General features: G+C 62.4%; 11 protein-coding genes. 5 read left to right on the top strand and 6 right to left on the bottom strand.

The genetic code is table 11. From position 1 onward, the window contains the following. Position 1: 1 nt before the first annotated feature. The 3 genes from HKD27_RS10240 to HKD27_RS10230 all read left to right on the top strand — a co-directional run bounded on the left by HKD27_RS10240 (position 2) and on the right by HKD27_RS10230 (position 3,674). Positions 2–892 carry an EamA family transporter gene (locus HKD27_RS10240; RefSeq protein WP_194689398.1) on the top strand — a complete coding sequence of 297 codons (891 nt, stop codon included), beginning with the start codon at positions 2–4 and terminating at the stop codon, positions 890–892. Between the two features lie 103 nt (positions 893–995). Further along, entirely contained in the window at positions 996–1,418 is a 423-nt protein-coding gene (locus tag HKD27_RS10235) for a DUF2946 family protein (RefSeq protein ID WP_194689399.1), read from the top strand. Positions 1,419–1,532: 114 nt separating this feature from the next. Continuing rightward, positions 1,533–3,674, top strand: coding sequence for a TonB-dependent receptor (locus tag HKD27_RS10230; RefSeq protein ID WP_194689400.1), 2,142 nt, complete (start codon positions 1,533–1,535; stop codon positions 3,672–3,674). Between the two features lie 23 nt (positions 3,675–3,697). On the opposite strand, the gene dld is transcribed toward HKD27_RS10230, so the two are convergent. The 5 genes from dld to ileS all read right to left on the bottom strand — a co-directional run bounded on the left by dld (position 3,698) and on the right by ileS (position 11,485). Then, positions 3,698–5,428 (bottom strand): D-lactate dehydrogenase, encoded by a 1,731-nt coding sequence (dld, locus tag HKD27_RS10225; RefSeq protein ID WP_194689401.1) that lies wholly within the window; start codon positions 5,426–5,428, stop codon positions 3,698–3,700. 81 nt (positions 5,429–5,509) lie between these two features. Then, positions 5,510–7,369 (bottom strand): DNA mismatch repair endonuclease MutL, encoded by a 1,860-nt coding sequence (gene mutL / locus HKD27_RS10220; protein WP_194689402.1) that lies wholly within the window; start codon positions 7,367–7,369, stop codon positions 5,510–5,512. Between the two features lie 107 nt (positions 7,370–7,476). Next, a complete protein-coding gene (locus HKD27_RS10215; protein ID WP_011252804.1) occupies positions 7,477–8,049 on the bottom strand; it encodes a DUF3035 domain-containing protein in 573 nt (190 codons plus the stop codon). A 65-nt stretch (positions 8,050–8,114) separates the two neighbouring features. Then, complete coding sequence (lspA, locus tag HKD27_RS10210) at positions 8,115–8,627, bottom strand: signal peptidase II (RefSeq protein WP_194689403.1); 513 nt, start codon at positions 8,625–8,627, stop codon at positions 8,115–8,117. Then, the gene (ileS, locus tag HKD27_RS10205) at positions 8,627–11,485 is read right to left on the bottom strand and encodes an isoleucine--tRNA ligase (protein WP_194689404.1); all 2,859 of its coding nucleotides are present in this window, start codon (positions 11,483–11,485) and stop codon (positions 8,627–8,629) included. The genes lspA and ileS overlap by 1 nt, the downstream gene beginning before the upstream one ends. A gap of 93 nt (positions 11,486–11,578) precedes the next feature. Here ileS and HKD27_RS10200 point away from each other — a divergent pair, with 93 nt between their 5' ends. Next, positions 11,579–12,649 (top strand): TraB/GumN family protein, encoded by a 1,071-nt coding sequence (locus HKD27_RS10200; protein ID WP_228518441.1) that lies wholly within the window; start codon positions 11,579–11,581, stop codon positions 12,647–12,649. Beyond that, positions 12,649–13,443 (top strand): tetratricopeptide repeat protein, encoded by a 795-nt coding sequence (locus HKD27_RS10195; RefSeq protein ID WP_194689405.1) that lies wholly within the window; start codon positions 12,649–12,651, stop codon positions 13,441–13,443. Before HKD27_RS10200 ends, HKD27_RS10195 begins: the two co-directional genes overlap by 1 nt. Here the strand turns inward: HKD27_RS10195 and HKD27_RS10190 are convergent. After that, positions 13,421–15,820, bottom strand: a complete 2,400-nt coding sequence (locus HKD27_RS10190; RefSeq protein ID WP_194689406.1) for a TonB-dependent siderophore receptor — start codon at positions 15,818–15,820, stop codon at positions 13,421–13,423. The two genes, HKD27_RS10195 and HKD27_RS10190, sit on opposite strands and share 23 nt — an antisense overlap. Between the last annotated feature and the right edge of the window lie 168 nt (positions 15,821–15,988).

The raw sequence follows: 15,988 nt of genomic DNA, 5'->3' as shown, positions 1-15,988 counted from the left end.
CGTGTCGTCACCGGCCAGTTCCACGGAGTCTCATAGCCAGCTCAAGGCCGTCGGATGTCTGATCGGAGGGATTTCCTCCTTTCAGATCGGCGCAACGCTGGCAAAGGGTCTGTTTCCCCTGTTCGGTCCGACCGGCATGGTGGGGCTGCGCGTGTGTCTGGCGGCCATAATCCTGCTGTGCATCTGGCGACCGACACGCGGTTCGCTGACGGTCGAACGCCTGAAACTGCTGCTACCTTATGGCGCTGCCGTCGCCGTCATGAACTTCTGCTTCTATGTAGCGCTGGTCCGGCTGCCGCTGGGCGTCGTAGTAGCCCTTGAATTCACCGGCCCCCTGACGCTCGCGCTTGTCGGTTCCCGCCGATGGCTGGATCTGTGCTGGGCGGGGCTTGTGGTTCTGGGGCTCTTCCTGCTGCTACGACCGGAAGGCGCAACGGTCGGCCTGTCGTCACTCAACCTGTTCGGCGTGGCCGCGGCCCTGCTGAGCGGGTGTGGCTGGGTGGTCTATATCCTGACCGGCACACGCATGGGCAAGATGTTCCCCGCCCCCGTCGCCACCACTCTGGGCATGAGCACGGCGGGTATCCTGCTTCTGCCCTGCCTGATTCCGACGATCCCGACGGTGCTGACCCATCCCTGGCAGGGGGGAGCCGCGCTGAGCGTAGCGGTCCTGTCCTCGGCCGTGCCCTATATTCTGGACATGATGGCGATGCGGACCCTGAACCCGCGCGAGCTGGGAATCCTGCTGAGCATGGAGCCGATGCTAGGTGCGCTTTCAGGATTCATTTTCCTGCATGAGGCGCTGTCCATCATGCGCTGGATGGGCGTTCTATGCATCGCGGCGGCATCGGCCGGGAATGTCCTGACAGGGCGCCAGAAGCCACTCCACTGATCCCGCCTGAGCAATAATCGGCTGAAAACTGACAAAAATATAGGGCTGGGCCGTATTCCGTTCCCTTGACCGGGCTGCGACACGCGCGCCAGATGTGGGCGTCATGTCCCGCCTCTTTCCCTCCTCGAACCAACGGTCCAGTCTGTCTGCCCTTGCAGTCATCGCCATGGTTCTTCTGGGATTTCTGGGGCAGCTGGTCCTTCAGGGATGCGCCTATCCCGAAGAAAGTCCGCGGGCGACGATCGAGCGCCTGACGGGGATCGACATTGCACCGTCACCCATGGTGATGACCGGCCCCATGCCCGGAATGACGGCTGGGGAGCATCACCACCACGATTCCCATGACGGCACTTGTCCGCTCTGTCCGCTGTTACAGCTTCTGGCGGTCATCCTTGCCAGCCTGCCTGTCGTACCGACACGTAGGACCGCAAGCCGTCAGATCCGGCAATACCCGGGCACACCACGCGCACCGCCTGCGATCTGGCGTCTGCTTCCGCCGTCCCGGGGACCACCTCGCTTCGTCTGACCCCCATCGTGGTCATGGCGGAGGACGGAACTTCCTGCGGTCTGCCCGTTTCGGGCGGCCCTTCAGGACGTGATTCGCCGTGACTGGATTTCAGACCAGTCGAGGATGCGGATCATGCTCCCCTTTTTCAGCGCCCGCGCAGGCGGTGCACCTCACGTGCGCCCGTACCTGGCGGCCATCATTTTGACCCTGAGCGCCTTTTCAGGGGCGTCTGCTCAGGAAACCCTGCCCCAGCCGGACTCCGTCGAAGCCGGCAAAGCCGAACATCTGACCGTCAATGGTGTGCGCCAGCCCCGGACAACCAGCGCGGATACGGCGCATCTTCTGGACCATGCGCTGGGCTACAGCACCTATTCCGCAGGCGGGGTTTCCGCCCTGCCCGTTCTGAACGGCATGGCCGATGATCGGGTGGCGACGCTCGTGGACGGGATGCGGATTGATGCCGCCTGCCCGAACCACATGAATCCGGCCATGTCTTATGTCGATCAGGACAGCGTCTCCCGCGCCGTGGCGATTGCGGGCATCACGCCTGTCAGTCTGGGCGGGGACAGCATCGGCGGCACCGTGGAGATCGAGCGGAAAGACCCGCTCTTTGCGAAAGCGGGCAACATCCTCGTGACCGGACATGTGCGTGGCGACTATCGCAGCAATGGCGGCGGCTCCGGTGCTTCCGGGTCCCTGACCGTCGCCAATGACATGTTCAGTCTGCGCTATACGGCGTCCTATTCCCATGCCAGCGACTATCAGGCTGGCGGAAACGGACAGCACGTGCGGTCCACGGATTACCTGAGCTTCAACCATGCGGTGACGCTGGGCGTGAAGAAGGCCAATCATCTGCTGGCCCTGACGTTCGGTCAGCAGGACATCCCGTATGAAGGCTTTCCCAACCAGTATATGGACATGACGAACAACCGTTCGACCTTCGTGAACGGCAAGTACAAGGGCGACTTCAACTGGGGCACCCTGGATGTGCGCGGGTCATGGCAGCGGGTGACGCATGTCATGGACATGCTGTCGGACAAGGGCGGTCACAGTGCCACCACGGGTATGCCGATGAACACGGATGCGCGGACAGCGGCTTATGCGATCAAGGCGACCATTCCGCTCGGGCTGAAGCATACGCTGAAGCTGGGCAGTTCCTTCGATCATAACGGGCTGAACGACTGGTGGCCGCCTTTGCAGGGCAGCACGATGATGGGGCCTGGCACCTATCACAACATCAATAACGGCCATCGGGACCGGCTGGGCCATTTCGTGGAATGGGATGCGCAGTGGCTGCCACGCTTTTCCACGCAGCTCGGGTTCCGCAATGACGTCGTGATGATGAATACGGGGAAGGTCGCCCCCTATTCCTGGAGCAGCATGATGTCGATGGCGGATGCTGCCGCAGCCGAGACATTCAACAAGGCGTCACGCGGCCGGACGGACGTCAATTTCGATGTCACGGCAACGGGGCGATGGAAGCCGCTGGACAGCCTGTCCATTGAAGGTGGCTATGCCCGCAAGACGCGCTCGCCTAACCTGTATGAGCGCTATGCCTGGGGCATGGGCAGCATGGCGACGCGCATGATCGGCTGGTTTGGCGATGGCAACGGCTATGTGGGGAACCTGAACCTGTCGCCCGAAGTCGCCAATACGGCCAGCGTGACGGTGGACTGGCATGACCCCAACCCGATGCAGCGCTGGGACCTGAAGATCCAGCCGTTTTACACCTACACGCACAACTACATTAACGTCCGCCGCCTGGGCAGCTTCTCGAACGGGCTGTCGATGCTGGGTTTCGTCAACCACAATGCCCAGAGCTACGGCATCAACGCCTCTGGGTCCGTACGTCTTTGGGACAGGCCGGCTTACGGACGGGGCGAGCTTGTCGGGAACATCAACTGGGTCCGCGGCGTGGATCTGGTGACGCATTCGGGCCTGTATCACCAGATGCCGGCGAATGGTGTGATCGGGCTGCACGAGACGTACGAGAACTGGACGGGACGCGTCGAAGTAACGCTCGTAAAGTCCAAGGACACCGTGGACTGGCTGCGCAACGAGCCCCGCACGCCGGGCTATGCGCTGCTGGGGCTTGGGGGGAGCTATCGCTGGCGGTATTTCACGCTCAATGCCGAACTGGCGAACGTGCTGAACCAGCGATATTACCTGCCGCTCGGCGGCCTCTCACTGGGTGACTATGACGCCACGGGTATTCTGGGGCCGTTGCCGGGAATGGGGCGGTCCTTCAACATGAACCTGACCGCCGCATTCTGACAAAGAGCCAAGCCGGGAGCGCGTCAGACGCTCTCGGCAACCCAGTTCCGCTTCTTCGTTGCCAGACCAATGCCGGGATTGAAGCAGTTGCAGGGATCGAGGCTGCGGTAATGGGCAACCATCTCGTCCGGCGCCTTGTAGAGATGCCCGACATTGTGTTCCGCCGGATAACGGGCGCCACGGGCGTCCAGTCCGGGGAGCATGTCGTGCTCCACCTGCATGGCGTTGTAGCCCTTTTTGATCACGTAATCCTGGTGCATCACATGACAGAAGAAGTGGCCGTAATAGAGTTTAACGATGATCTTGTCCTCGATTTCCTTGGGCAGGACCTCGAACCACTCGCGGTCATTGCGACGCAGGGCAACATCGAGCGCCACGATGTCTTCAGCGGTTTTCGTGTGGACCGCACGATAACGCACGGCGGCACCGGCTGCGGCGAAGCGGTGCAGGAAGGCGCGTGTGCCTTCATCCGGCGTACATTCAAAGAAAGCGCCGCCCGTGCTTGAGGCCCACTGCTCCAGATAGGCGCGGACAGGTCCGGTCATGTGGGCGGAGACCTTGAGCATCAGGTGATGCTCAAAGCGGTCGCGGTAATCGCACATACGCTGGGGAAGCTGTTTCGGCAGGAAGCGACTGAGGAACTGCATCGCCAGATCGCTGAAATGATCGGACAGGAACGGCAGGCGCTGCGCGAAAACGTCGAAGCGGGACTTCATGGAGAAGAACATCGGCAGATATTTCGTACCGAAATAGCGGATGACCGCAAACGTGTCCTTGCCGTATTTTTCGGCGATATTGAACGCATCCCGGTGCAGGTACTCACCGGCGATCGGCAACTCGTCGAAATGGGTCAGAACATGGCGGCGAAGGTCTTCGAGATCGGATGTGTTGTTCGTCCCGATATAGAACACGCCCGGATTCTTGTTGGCTTCGAACGTGTCGAGACGGACAGCAAACACGACCAGCTTGCCCGCACAGCCCGCAGCTTCATACCAGCGGTTGGGATCGGCATTGAAACGGGCGGGAGTGTCGGCGTCCACGTCGCGGACATGGGTGGCATAGTTCTCGTCATGACCACGACCGGCCTTCCAGTCGATGGCGCTTTCCGGAAGCTGACCGGCCTGTACGGCGGCAAGGATCTGCTCGGGATTGCCTTCAATACGGATACCCAGATGGTTGACGAGGTGGAGCTTGCCGTCCTCGCCCATCTGGCCGAACAGGGCCATCTCGGTGAAGGCCGGTCCGCGCTGGACCAGCGCGCCACCGGAATTGTTGCTGACGCCGCCCAGAACCGAGGCGCCGATACAGGACGAGCCGATGACAGAATGAGGCTCACGCCCAATGGCAGCCAGTTTTTCTTCCAGATCATGCAGCGTGGAGCCCGGCAGGCAGACGACCTGCTTGCCCTCACCGATCAGGTGAATGCCGTCCAGGCGGTTCGTGCTGATGATGACGACATCACGGTCATAGTCGTTGCCGTCAGGGGTGGAACCGCCGGTCAGGCCGGTATTGGCGGCCTGCATGATGATGATCCGGCCTGTTTCGGCACAGAGCTTTGCGGCGCGCCACAGTTCGACCAGACTCCCCGGCTGAAGCACCGCAACAACGTCGCCCATGCCAAAGCGGAAGCCCTTGCGGAAGCGGTAGGTCGCCGACGGCTTCGTCAGGACGTGCCGCGCGCCCACGATGGCCCGCAGAGATTGGATGAGCGAGGTATTGCTGACCTCGGAACTGCCTTTTAGTGACGCTGACATTCTGTTGTCTTTCCTGCCGCCAAAGTGATCGCCGCTGGTCCTAACATGGTGTTGCAAGAAACCGCTCTTCAACCCTGCGTGTTATTTAACGCGCCCAAAAAGACGTTCAAGTTCACGCCGTGTCAGTTTGAGCCATGTCGGCCGTCCATGCGAGCAAGTATTTGCACGCGGTGTCAGTTCCATCTCGCGCAACAGGGCATCCATTTCCTCGGGCTTGAGGCGACGACCTGCGCGGATGCTGCCATGACATGCCATGCGTGCGAGAATGGCATCCAGATGATGCGAGAAACTTCCCGTACTGGCAGCGTCCAGATCCGGATCACTGGCCAGTTCGTCGGCAATATCCTTCAGGAGCCCCTGAATGTCCTGAGCGCCCAGAAGGGCCGGCACCGATCGCAAAAGAACACTGCCGGGGCCGAAGGATTCAAGATCGATCCCCAGTTTTGACAGGTCTTCGGCCTGGGCCATGAGGGCTTCCGCCTCACGACGCGGCAGGTCCACCACTTCCGGCAGGAGCAGGGCCTGCGACCGCAGCGTGCCGCCATTGGCGTACTGTTCTCGCAGGCGTTCATGGGTCAGACGCTCATGGGCGGCGTGCTGGTCCACGAGGACGAGGTCCCCATCGGGAGCGAGGGCCAGGATATAGGTATCGAAGACCTGCGCGATGGCAGCACCCAGCGGGAATGCAGGATCAAGCGCTTCAGGCTGCTGCGGAGCACGGGCAGCGGGGGCGAAAGCCGGGTCCGTTTCCGCAAAACCCGGTCGGACCAGAGACTGAGTGGCGTCCGGCAGAGGCGAGGACCGCGGAGCATAACCGGTCGAAAGGCTGCCCTGTAGCGGTACGGAAGCCGGAGCTTCCCGTGGCTCCGGCGGCCGGGGCGGATAGACGATGGACGGCCGCGAACCGAAGCTCGCATGAATGCCACCACCGCCATTCGAACCATGACCCAGCGCCCGGCCCAAACCGCCAATCACGAGAGACCGGATTTCGGCTTCGTCGGCAAACCGCAGCTCCGTCTTGGCGGGATGGACGTTCACGTCCAGCCGTTCCAGCGGCACGGTCAGATGCAGCGCCATGACCGGGAAGCGGCCACGCTCGATCACGGGACGGTAGGCCACGCGGATGGCGGTCCGGAGCATGGGGTCCGTTACCGGGCGGTTGTTGACCAGAATGAACTGCCCCGATCCAGTGGCGCGGGTGCGGGCCGGGCCGCAGGCGAAGCCAGACAGACGCACAGCCCCGCGCTGTTCGTCGAGGGGAATCAGCGTGTCAGGAGTCGTATCCAGAACGGAAGCTGCCCGCGTAATGGGGCTCTGCTCGGGCAGGTCGAACAGAACCTTGTCGTCCAGCAGGACGCGCATGGCGCAATGAGGCGCGGACAGGGCCAGACGACGCATGACGGATTCGGCATGGCCGCTTTCGACGCGGGCGCTCTTGAGGAACTTGCGCCGCGCCGGGGTGGCGAAGAACAGATCTGTCACGACGATACGCGTGCCGACCGGGCCGGACGCGGGCTGGGGCGGCGTGATGACACCCCCATCCACCCGGATGCACCAGGCGGTATCGGACTCTGGCGTGCGGGACGTGATGGACAGGCGCGCGCTGGCGCCGATGGAGGGGAGCGCCTCGCCCCGGAAACCCAGTGTGCGGATCTGGACGAGACGTTCATCCTGCAATTTGGAAGTGCAGTGCCGCTCGACGGCCAGTTCCAGCTCGACCGGACTCATGCCGCAGCCATTGTCGGTAACGTCGATACGGTCCGTCCCGCCTGCGCGCAGGGCAACCACGATGCAGGTCGCGCCTGCATCAATGGCGTTCTCCACCAGTTCCTTCAGAGCAGCAGCAGGACGCTCGATGACTTCACCAGCCGCAATCAGATCGATAACGTGGCCGGAAAGACGACGGATTGTGGGGCGGGGAAAGGACGGGGCCTCGGACACGATGCCTCCTCATCGTCCGGACAGGGGCTGGACGGCAGACAGGGGCTGGACGGCAGACAGGGCCGTCCCGTCCACCCAATCAGGGGGCAGTCGGGACGGAGGGTACTTCAGAGAACGCCGAGGAAGGCCTTCTTCTTTCTGACGGTCGGGGTCGCACCCGTTGCGGGATTGCGGCCCAGGGCCGAGTTCTCGCGGATACGGCGGTTTTCGGCGTCACCATCGACGACGGAACCGGCATTGCCGCCCTTCCAGAACATCAGGTTATCCACGAAACCGGCATCGGCCGCGCCAAGCTCGGCATTGTTCGGTGCGCTGGCGGACTTGTCCACCTGTCCGACCAGTGCGGTCTGGCCGGTGCTGCCCTTGCCGGAATCCGGATGCAGGGCCGTGTCCGGCGACAGGGTTTCGAGCGCCTGCATCCGCGGGCTTTCGTCCGGACGATGGGCATCTGCGGCACCGGGGAGCTGCATCTGCTCGGAAGGCGGCATGGAGAGCGGGGCACGGGTCGTGACGGTGTACTCGTCGGGCATGGCCCGTTCGAGACCGATCGCGCGTGAGACATCGGCGCCCGAGCAGCCCGAAAGCAGCAGGCCGACGGAAGCCATGGCACCCATCTGGACACTGAGACGGGCAACGGAAAGACGGTTACGGCGCATGGAGGGCCCCTGGGACGCGATCATGATGCAACACTCCTACAGTCCGCGCGGCGCCGGAGCAAGCCATTGGAACAAGTTCCGTGACCGCATCACTTGGCAGCTGCCTGACGTTCGGCGAGCAGGGAATCAATCAGCCAGACGGCGACGCCGCAGACAATCCCTGAATCCGCGATATTGAAGACATACCATGACCAGCCAAAAGCATGGGCATGCAGGAAATCCACGACTGCCCCATAGCGCAGGCGATCGATGACATTGCCGATGGCGCCACCTGCAATCGCCCCGCAGGCCGCCGCCACGAGCGTGCGCTTCGTGCGGGTCAGGGTCCAGACCAGAAGCCCCACGGCGATCAGAGAGACCGCGCAGAAGACCCACGGCCCACGGCTGCCGAGGCCGCCGAACATGCCGAACGTCACGGCGTGGTTCCAGACCATCGTGAAGTTCAGGAACGGCAGGATCTCGACCGATCCCCGGTCCGGCAGGTGATAGACATAGAGGATCCAGTCCTTGCTGGCCTGATCCAGAACGAGGACCAGAACCAGCAGGGCAAACCCCAGAACCATGCGGCCTGTCCGGCTCATGCCCTCATGCCACAGGGACATCAGGCACTCACCACGTCGATGCAGCGGCGACACAGGGCCGGATGGTCGGCGTCTTCCCCGACTTCAGGCAGGACCTTCCAGCAGCGGGCGCATTTATGGCCCGGCGCACGCTCGACCTGCGGGCCGCCATGGGCCGTGTCACCCGGCAGCAGTTCGGTTTCGGCATGGGACGTGATGAGCAGCTCGGCCCAGTCCAGCCCGCCGAAAATCCCGGCCTCTTCCTGCGAAAGCGGCAGCGTGACGCTGGCTTCGAGCGAGGAGCCGATCGTGCCGTCACGGCGAGCCGTTTCCAGCTCGGTCGTGATCAGGCGGCGATAGGCGCGGATGTCTTCCCAGCGGTTGCCGAGTTCCGGGTCGTTCCACTCGGCTTCCGGTTCGAAGAACTGCGCGAGATGGACACTGTCCTCCTCGCCGAAGCGGGCCTGCCAGGCTTCCTCGGCCGTGAAAACGAGGACGGGGGCCAGCCAGGTGCAGAGCGCGCGATGCAGGGCGTCCAGCACCGTGCGGGCGGCACGGCGGGTCGGGTCGGACGGGGCATCGCAGTAGATCGCATCCTTGCGGATGTCGAAATAGAAGGCCGAGAGATCGGTGGTGCAGAAGCCGTGCAGTGCCGGATAGACACCAACCCACTGATGCGTCTCGACCGCACTGGCGATCAGGCCACGCAGTTCCGACAGGCGGTGCAGGATATACTGCTCCAGCGGCGGCAGATCGGCGTAGGGCACGGCTTCTTCGGGCGTGAAGCCGTCCAGCGCGCCCAGCAGCCAGCGCAGCGTGTTGCGCAGGCGGCGGTAAAGTTCGCCCTGCTGCTTGAGAATTTCCTGCCCGATGCGGAGGTCTTCGTTCGTGTCCGAGTTCAGGACCCACAGACGCAGGATGTCGGCGCCGAGGCTGTCGGTCACGTCCGAAGGCGCCACGACATTGCCCAGCGACTTGGACATCTTGCGGCCCTGTTCGTCCATGACGAAGCCATTGGTCACGAGCGCCTTGTAGGGCGCAACACCCATCGTGCCGACGCTTTCCAGCAGGGAGGACTGGAACCAGCCGCGATGCTGGTCGGAGCCTTCGAGATAGAGATCGGCCGGGAAATTCAGACCTTCCTGCCCGAGATCGAAGCGATGGGTGGAGCCGCTCTCGAACCAGACGTCCACGATGTCGAAGACCTGCTCGTAATCGGCGGGATCACGGCCTTCACCCAAGAAGAGCGCCGGGTCGGCTTCGTACCAGATATCCGCACCCTTTTCGCGGAAAGCCTCGACGATTCGCTGCATGACGGCCGGATCACGCAGGACGTCGCCGGTGCGCTTCTCGACGAAGACCGCGATCGGCACACCCCAGGCGCGCTGGCGGGAGATGCACCAGTCGGGGCGCTGCTCGATCATGGAGGTCAGGCGACGGCGGGCAGCTTCAGGGACGAAGGTGACGTTATCCAGCGCGCTCAGCGACTTTTCGCGCAGCTTCGTCTCGCCATCCATCGCGATGAACCACTGCGGTGTGGCGCGGAAGATGATCGGCGCCTTGGAACGCCAGGAATGCGGATAGGAATGACGGACCGTTCCGCGGGCCATCAGGCCGGTAGCGGGGGCGTCGTCATGTTCGGCGGACTGGCGGGCTTCGGTCAGCAGGTCGCAGACCGGATCGGCCGCCTTGAAGACATGGATGCCGGCCAGATGCGGAACCCACGGGGCATAGCGACCGTCATCCTGCACGAGTTCGGGGACTTCGATGCCGTACTGGCGGCAGAGCATGAAGTCGTCCTGACCGTGGGACGGCGCCATGTGGACGAGGCCCGTACCGGCATCGGTCGTGACGAAATCGCCCGGCAGCATCGGCACGTCATACTCATAGCCACGGCCACGCAGCGGATGGGCGCAGACCGCGCCTTCAAGCCCGTTGCCTGGCAGCGTGTAGAGGATGTGATGTGCGGTGATGCCCGTCTCCGTGCAGAACGCGTCCACACGATCCTCGGCCACCAGCAGCTTCGCACCCTGCGGGACGAGGCTGTTCTCGTTCGTCTCATCGACGCGCAGGACGACATAGGTGATGTCCGGACCATAGGCGAGCGCGCGGTTGGCCGGGATAGTCCAAGGCGTGGTCGTCCAGATGACAGCCGACACGCCGTTCAGGGCGTGGGCGGGCGTCGGGTCCTTGATGATCGGGAAGGCTACGAAGATCGTGGTGGAGTCGATGTCGTGATATTCGATCTCGGCTTCGGCCAGGGCCGTCTTCTCGACCGGACTCCACATGACGGGGCGCAGGCCGCGATAGAGGCTGCCATTGAGCAGGAACTTGCCGATCTCATCGACGATCTTGGCTTCGGAGCTGAAGTCCATCGTCACATAGCGGTTGGCCCATTCGGCCTGAACGCCGATGCGCTTGAAGTCCTCGGCCTGCTTCTGCACCCATTCGGCGGCGTACTGGCGGCACTCGGCACGGAACTGGAGCAAGGGCACCTGATCCTTGTCCTTGCCGGCCTTGCGATACTGTTCCTCGATCCGCCATTCGATCGGCAGGCCGTGGCAGTCCCAGCCCGGAAGATAGCGGACTTCATACCCCGACATGCGATGGGCGCGGTTGATGACGTCCTTCATCACCTTGTTCAGGGCGTGTCCGATGTGAATGTGGCCGTTGGCGTAGGGCGGTCCGTCATGAAGCGTGAAGACGGGACGTCCCTTCCCGGCCTCCCGGATTTTTTCGTCCAGTCCTGTCGCGGCCCAGCGGGCGAGCGTTTCGGGCTCGCGCCTGGGCAGGCCACCGCGCATCGGAAAACCGGTGCGGGGGAGAAACACGGTATCGCGGTAGCGGTCCTGCTGTTCCTTGAAGGCTGCGACGGAAGGATCGGGGGTCTTATCGGACATGGGGACGGGCCAGTTTCGGTCATTCACACAAAGGGGGAACCATATGGAGATTGCGGGCCAATCCGGTCAAGTCCGGGGGTGAGGGAAGCAGCAATGCGGGCCTGTCTCAGGACAGCTTCCGGACGCGGGTTGCGGGGACGGCAGGAGTGGCGGATGATGCCGGATATGGTGCTTTTTGCAGAAGGCAGATCCGTGCAGTTACATCGTCTTTTCCAGTCCGTTGCCGGGCTTGTTCTGGGTCTCTGTGCGGGATTTGGATCTTCCGCGTATGCACAGGCGCCCCGCTGTCCGGCACCGGCGAGCGTGCCGGACAAGAGCCGGATGGCGCAGATGTTCCAGACGTCACCGGACCGCGGTTTCCTGTGGAAGGTGACGAAGGACGGTCATTCGTCGTGGCTGTATGGGACGCTGCATGTTGCAAAACAGGACTGGCTGATGCCGGGTCCGCTGACGCGCGCTGCGATCCTGCACAGCAGCGAGGTCGCGCTGGAGCTTGATCTGAACGCGCCCGACACCGCGACCACTCTGCGCCAGCCCGAAGATCCGGCCCGATGGGCGCATCTCGTGCAGTCCGGGCGCAAGGCGAAAGTGGATGCGCTCATGGATCAGCAATGCGTGCCGAGTGCCGCGTTCGCGCATGTGGCGGTTGGCGTGGAAGCGGCTGGTGTCGAATCCCTGGCGTCACGCCAGGATGGATATTATCCGGATTATGCGGTGGATGCCGTTCTGCAGGGCATGGCAGGAAGTCTGAAAAAGCCTCTGATCGGGCTGGAGACGGTGCAGATGCAGCGGGATCTGCTGATCGGTCCTGACGCTGCGGATGAGGACGCGTTCATTGATGATATCGTCAAGGGCATCTCGACCGGAAAGACGCAGGCCGAGAACCGCAAGCTGACCCAGATGTGGGCCTCGAGCGACGTGAAACGGCTGGATCGTTATCAGGACTGGTGCGACTGCCTGAATACCGCTCAGGAGCGACGCTTCATGACGCGGCTTCTGGATGATCGGAATGTCGGCATGGCGCAGAAAATCGAGAAAATCCATGAGAGCGGGACATCGCTGTTCGCGGCCGTGGGCTCCCTGCACATGGCGGGGCCGAAGGGTCTGCCCGCCCTGCTCCGCAAGAATGGGTTCGAGGTCCAGCAGATCGTACCCGCACTCTGATGAAACGGATCGTTCAGAAGTTCCTGGGCCGCAAAGCGCCCACGCGCCGTCCCGAGCCCCCTGCCCTGCCACCGCAGATCGAGGAAATCAGGCAAGGCGCGCTCAAGGGACAGCATCTTCAGATCGTACAGTGGGGACAGGTGCTGCTGGACAGCGTGTATGTTCCGCGTGATCCGGTGGCCGCGCTGGACTGGTTCACTATCGCGGCCAGTGCCGGGTTCGGGCCGGGGCACAACATGCGGGGACGGTGTTTCCAGTTCGGCTGGGGCTGTGAGAAGGATCTTCAGCAGGCCGCACGCTGTTACGAGGCCGCAGCGGGCGCGGGAGACGAATGGGGCCGGTACAATCTGGGCATCATGACCATGCGCGGGATCGGCATGGGGGCAGATCTGGCGCGGGCGCTGGGCCTGTTCCGGACGGCCGCGGGCAACGGTCATGCGAAATCCATGAACCTGTATGCGCGGTTTCTGGAAGAAGGGTGGGTTGTGCCGCAGGACCGGGTGGCGGCGCTGGACTGGTATAGGAAATCAGCGGAAGGCGGCGATTACCGGGGGCAGCACAATCATGCCACGGCGCTTGTGGATGCCGGGAAAATCGATGAGGCGCTGGACTGGTGGCGCAAGGCTGTCGTGGATGCGACGTCCGACATTCTGCTGGCGATGGATCAGAAGCTGACGGCGCTGGGGCCGAAAGGTGATGCGCAGTTGCTGGAGCGGGTGCGCGAACGCCTGACGGAAATGGGGATTTCTCCGTCAGGGGAGGCTGTTTCGGTCAGTAATTCGCCGAAAGGTTGAAGAGGAAGGACCGGCCGACAGCCGGGGTGGCACGGTCGCTGAACAGGTTGCTGTAGTTCAGGCGGTTGTCGAGGTTGTAGCCGTTCATGGCGACGCGCCAGTGCTTGCCGAAATTGTGGGAAATCACGGCATCCCATTCCACGGTGGCAGGTACGGCTGCTGTATTGGTGGCGTTCAGGTAGACACCATCACGCCAGGTCAGACCACCGCCGAACGTGACATTCCAGGGACGGTTCGGCGCGATCGTGTAGGTGGACCAGATGGTGGCGGAGTTCTTCGGCGCGTACTGGATGCGCTTGCCGACATCAGCCGCCGTCAGGGATGACACGGTTGTGGCGTCGTAATAGGCGTAGGTGCCGATCATGGTCCAGTTCTTCAGGATTTCGCCCGAAACGCTGAGTTCAACGCCCTGGTTACGCTGACGATCGCTGGACGAAGAGACATCCCCCGTCGAAGGGTCGGTCATGAGCGCGTTGCCCTTTTCCAGACGGAACACGGAAGCTGCAAAGCCCATGCGACCGTGGAAGGCGTTATACTTCGCACCCAGCTCGTAAAGACTGCTGCGTTCGGGACTAAAACCCTGCGTCGTGGATTTCAGGGGTTCGGAGCTGTTCGTCACATACAGGCCCAGCGGCGTGGTGGACTGCGCCCAGTTGAAATAGACCATGATGTTGCTGGTCGGCGTGTACATCAGGCTGACGGTCGGATTGAACGTGTCCTGCGTCTGTCCATAAGACACGCCGGCGCCAGCCGTGCCGCCATTGGCGGAATAGTGGCTGTCCCAGTGATCCCAGCGGAAGCCGCCACGGATCGAGAACCAGGGTGCCAGCCACATCTGTTCAGAAAAAAACGCACCGACATCCGTGGCATCGCCCGTTTTGTACAGGGCATGGCCGACACCGGAAATGTTCACGAGATTTCCGCTGTACTGGCCAAGTGAGCCAAGCAGGAGACCCGGCTGGGTGGCGGAAGGGTGGAGCAGGCTTGTCGTATCAGTCTGCGTGCCATTCTGGCCGTTGAAATTGTAGGCGTAGTTCGTGCGCCGGTCATAGACATGCGAGATATCGACACCAGCGATGATCTGGTGACGGATGCTGCCAGTCGAGAACTTCGCGATGCCCGAGAACACGTCCTGCACGGACCAGTCGTTCTGCTGATAAGGCTCCGGACCGCCCAGATGACCACGCCGGTTGATGGTCGCCGCTTCAGGATCGGTGAAATACTCGGCAGCGCAGGTCGTATCACAGCCCGGCTGTGACGCGGAGAAATACCGGCTGTACATGCCACCGCGCGCATCGTTGTAGAACGTGATGTTCTTGTTCAGGTCGAATTTCAGGCGCGCCGTCAGCATGTCCACATTCGACGCATCCTGATCATAGGTCGTGCCGTACCAGTTGTTGCGGTTCAGGCCATATTCCGTCAGTGGCTTCGCAATGGTCGTTCCCGGCTTGGTGACGACCGGCACACCATAATCCGGCACGCGGTTGTCCGTCTGATGGAAATATTCCAGCGTGAAGGTCGTGCGCTTGCCCAGACCGAAGGCGATGGACGGGGCAATACCCCAGCGATGGGAAAAGACATTGTCCCGGCCGACCGTGTTGTTCTCGTTGCCCATGCCCGTGATGCGGATGGCCGTGGAGTCCCCGCTCTGCTTGTTGAAATCGAGCGTGCCGCGATAATACTCCGCAGAACCACCCGAGAAGCTGCCACCGTAGCTGTCCCCGAGATGGGCGACCTTGGTGGTGATGTTGATCGCGCCACCCGTCGTTCCGTTACCGAAGACTTCCGAAGACGGCCCCTTGATGACCGAGACATGGTCGTAATCAAAGCTGTCACGGGTATAGACGCCGAAATCGCGCAGGCCATTTTCGTAGATGTCGTTCTGCGCCTGGAAGCCGCGGATCAGGAACTGGTCGCCCGCCATCCCACCTTCGCCTTCACCGACCGATGCGGTGATGCCTGGCACGTTGCGCAGGGCCTCGTCGAGCGATTTGACGTTCTGCTGTTCCATCAGGAGCTTGGGCACGACGTTGATCGTCTGCGGCGTGTGCATGACGTCTTCCGGCATCCGGCCAATGCCGATGGGGGTCTGCAACGTGTTCATCGGAGAGCCGACGACCTGCAGATGCTCGGTTTCCTCAGGCGTTGCGACGATGCTGTTGTCCGCCGTTTTTGGAACAGTTCCCGATATGGGAGCTTTGGGCGGAAGGGCCTTGGATGTCTGGGGGCTAGCTGCGTCGTTTTTGGGAACCGGGTGACGACGGGCCTTGTGATGGTGCCGGGTGTCGTCCTGTGCGTGCGCGGCGGAACAGACGAGCGTCAGTCCTGCGGCAAGAGATAGCGGACCCAGTGGGTGGCGGGGTATTCTGGACGACATCGGATCACGATCCTGCAAACGAAAACGGATGCTGTCCTTAAAGAGTTAATGCGACTAATTCTCAATACAGATTCAGTAACATTGCGAAAGATTCTCATTCTCTTTGTCTGATTGTGGCAAAAATGACACGGAACGACATACGGCAAAAAAAACCCTTCTCCGAAGGCG

Origin of the sequence: Gluconobacter sp. R75690 (assembly GCF_015244525.1) — a bacterium.
In the GTDB taxonomy this organism is placed as follows: Bacteria; Pseudomonadota; Alphaproteobacteria; order Acetobacterales; family Acetobacteraceae; genus Gluconobacter; species Gluconobacter potus.
This window is presented reverse-complemented; position numbering and strand designations above follow the sequence as displayed.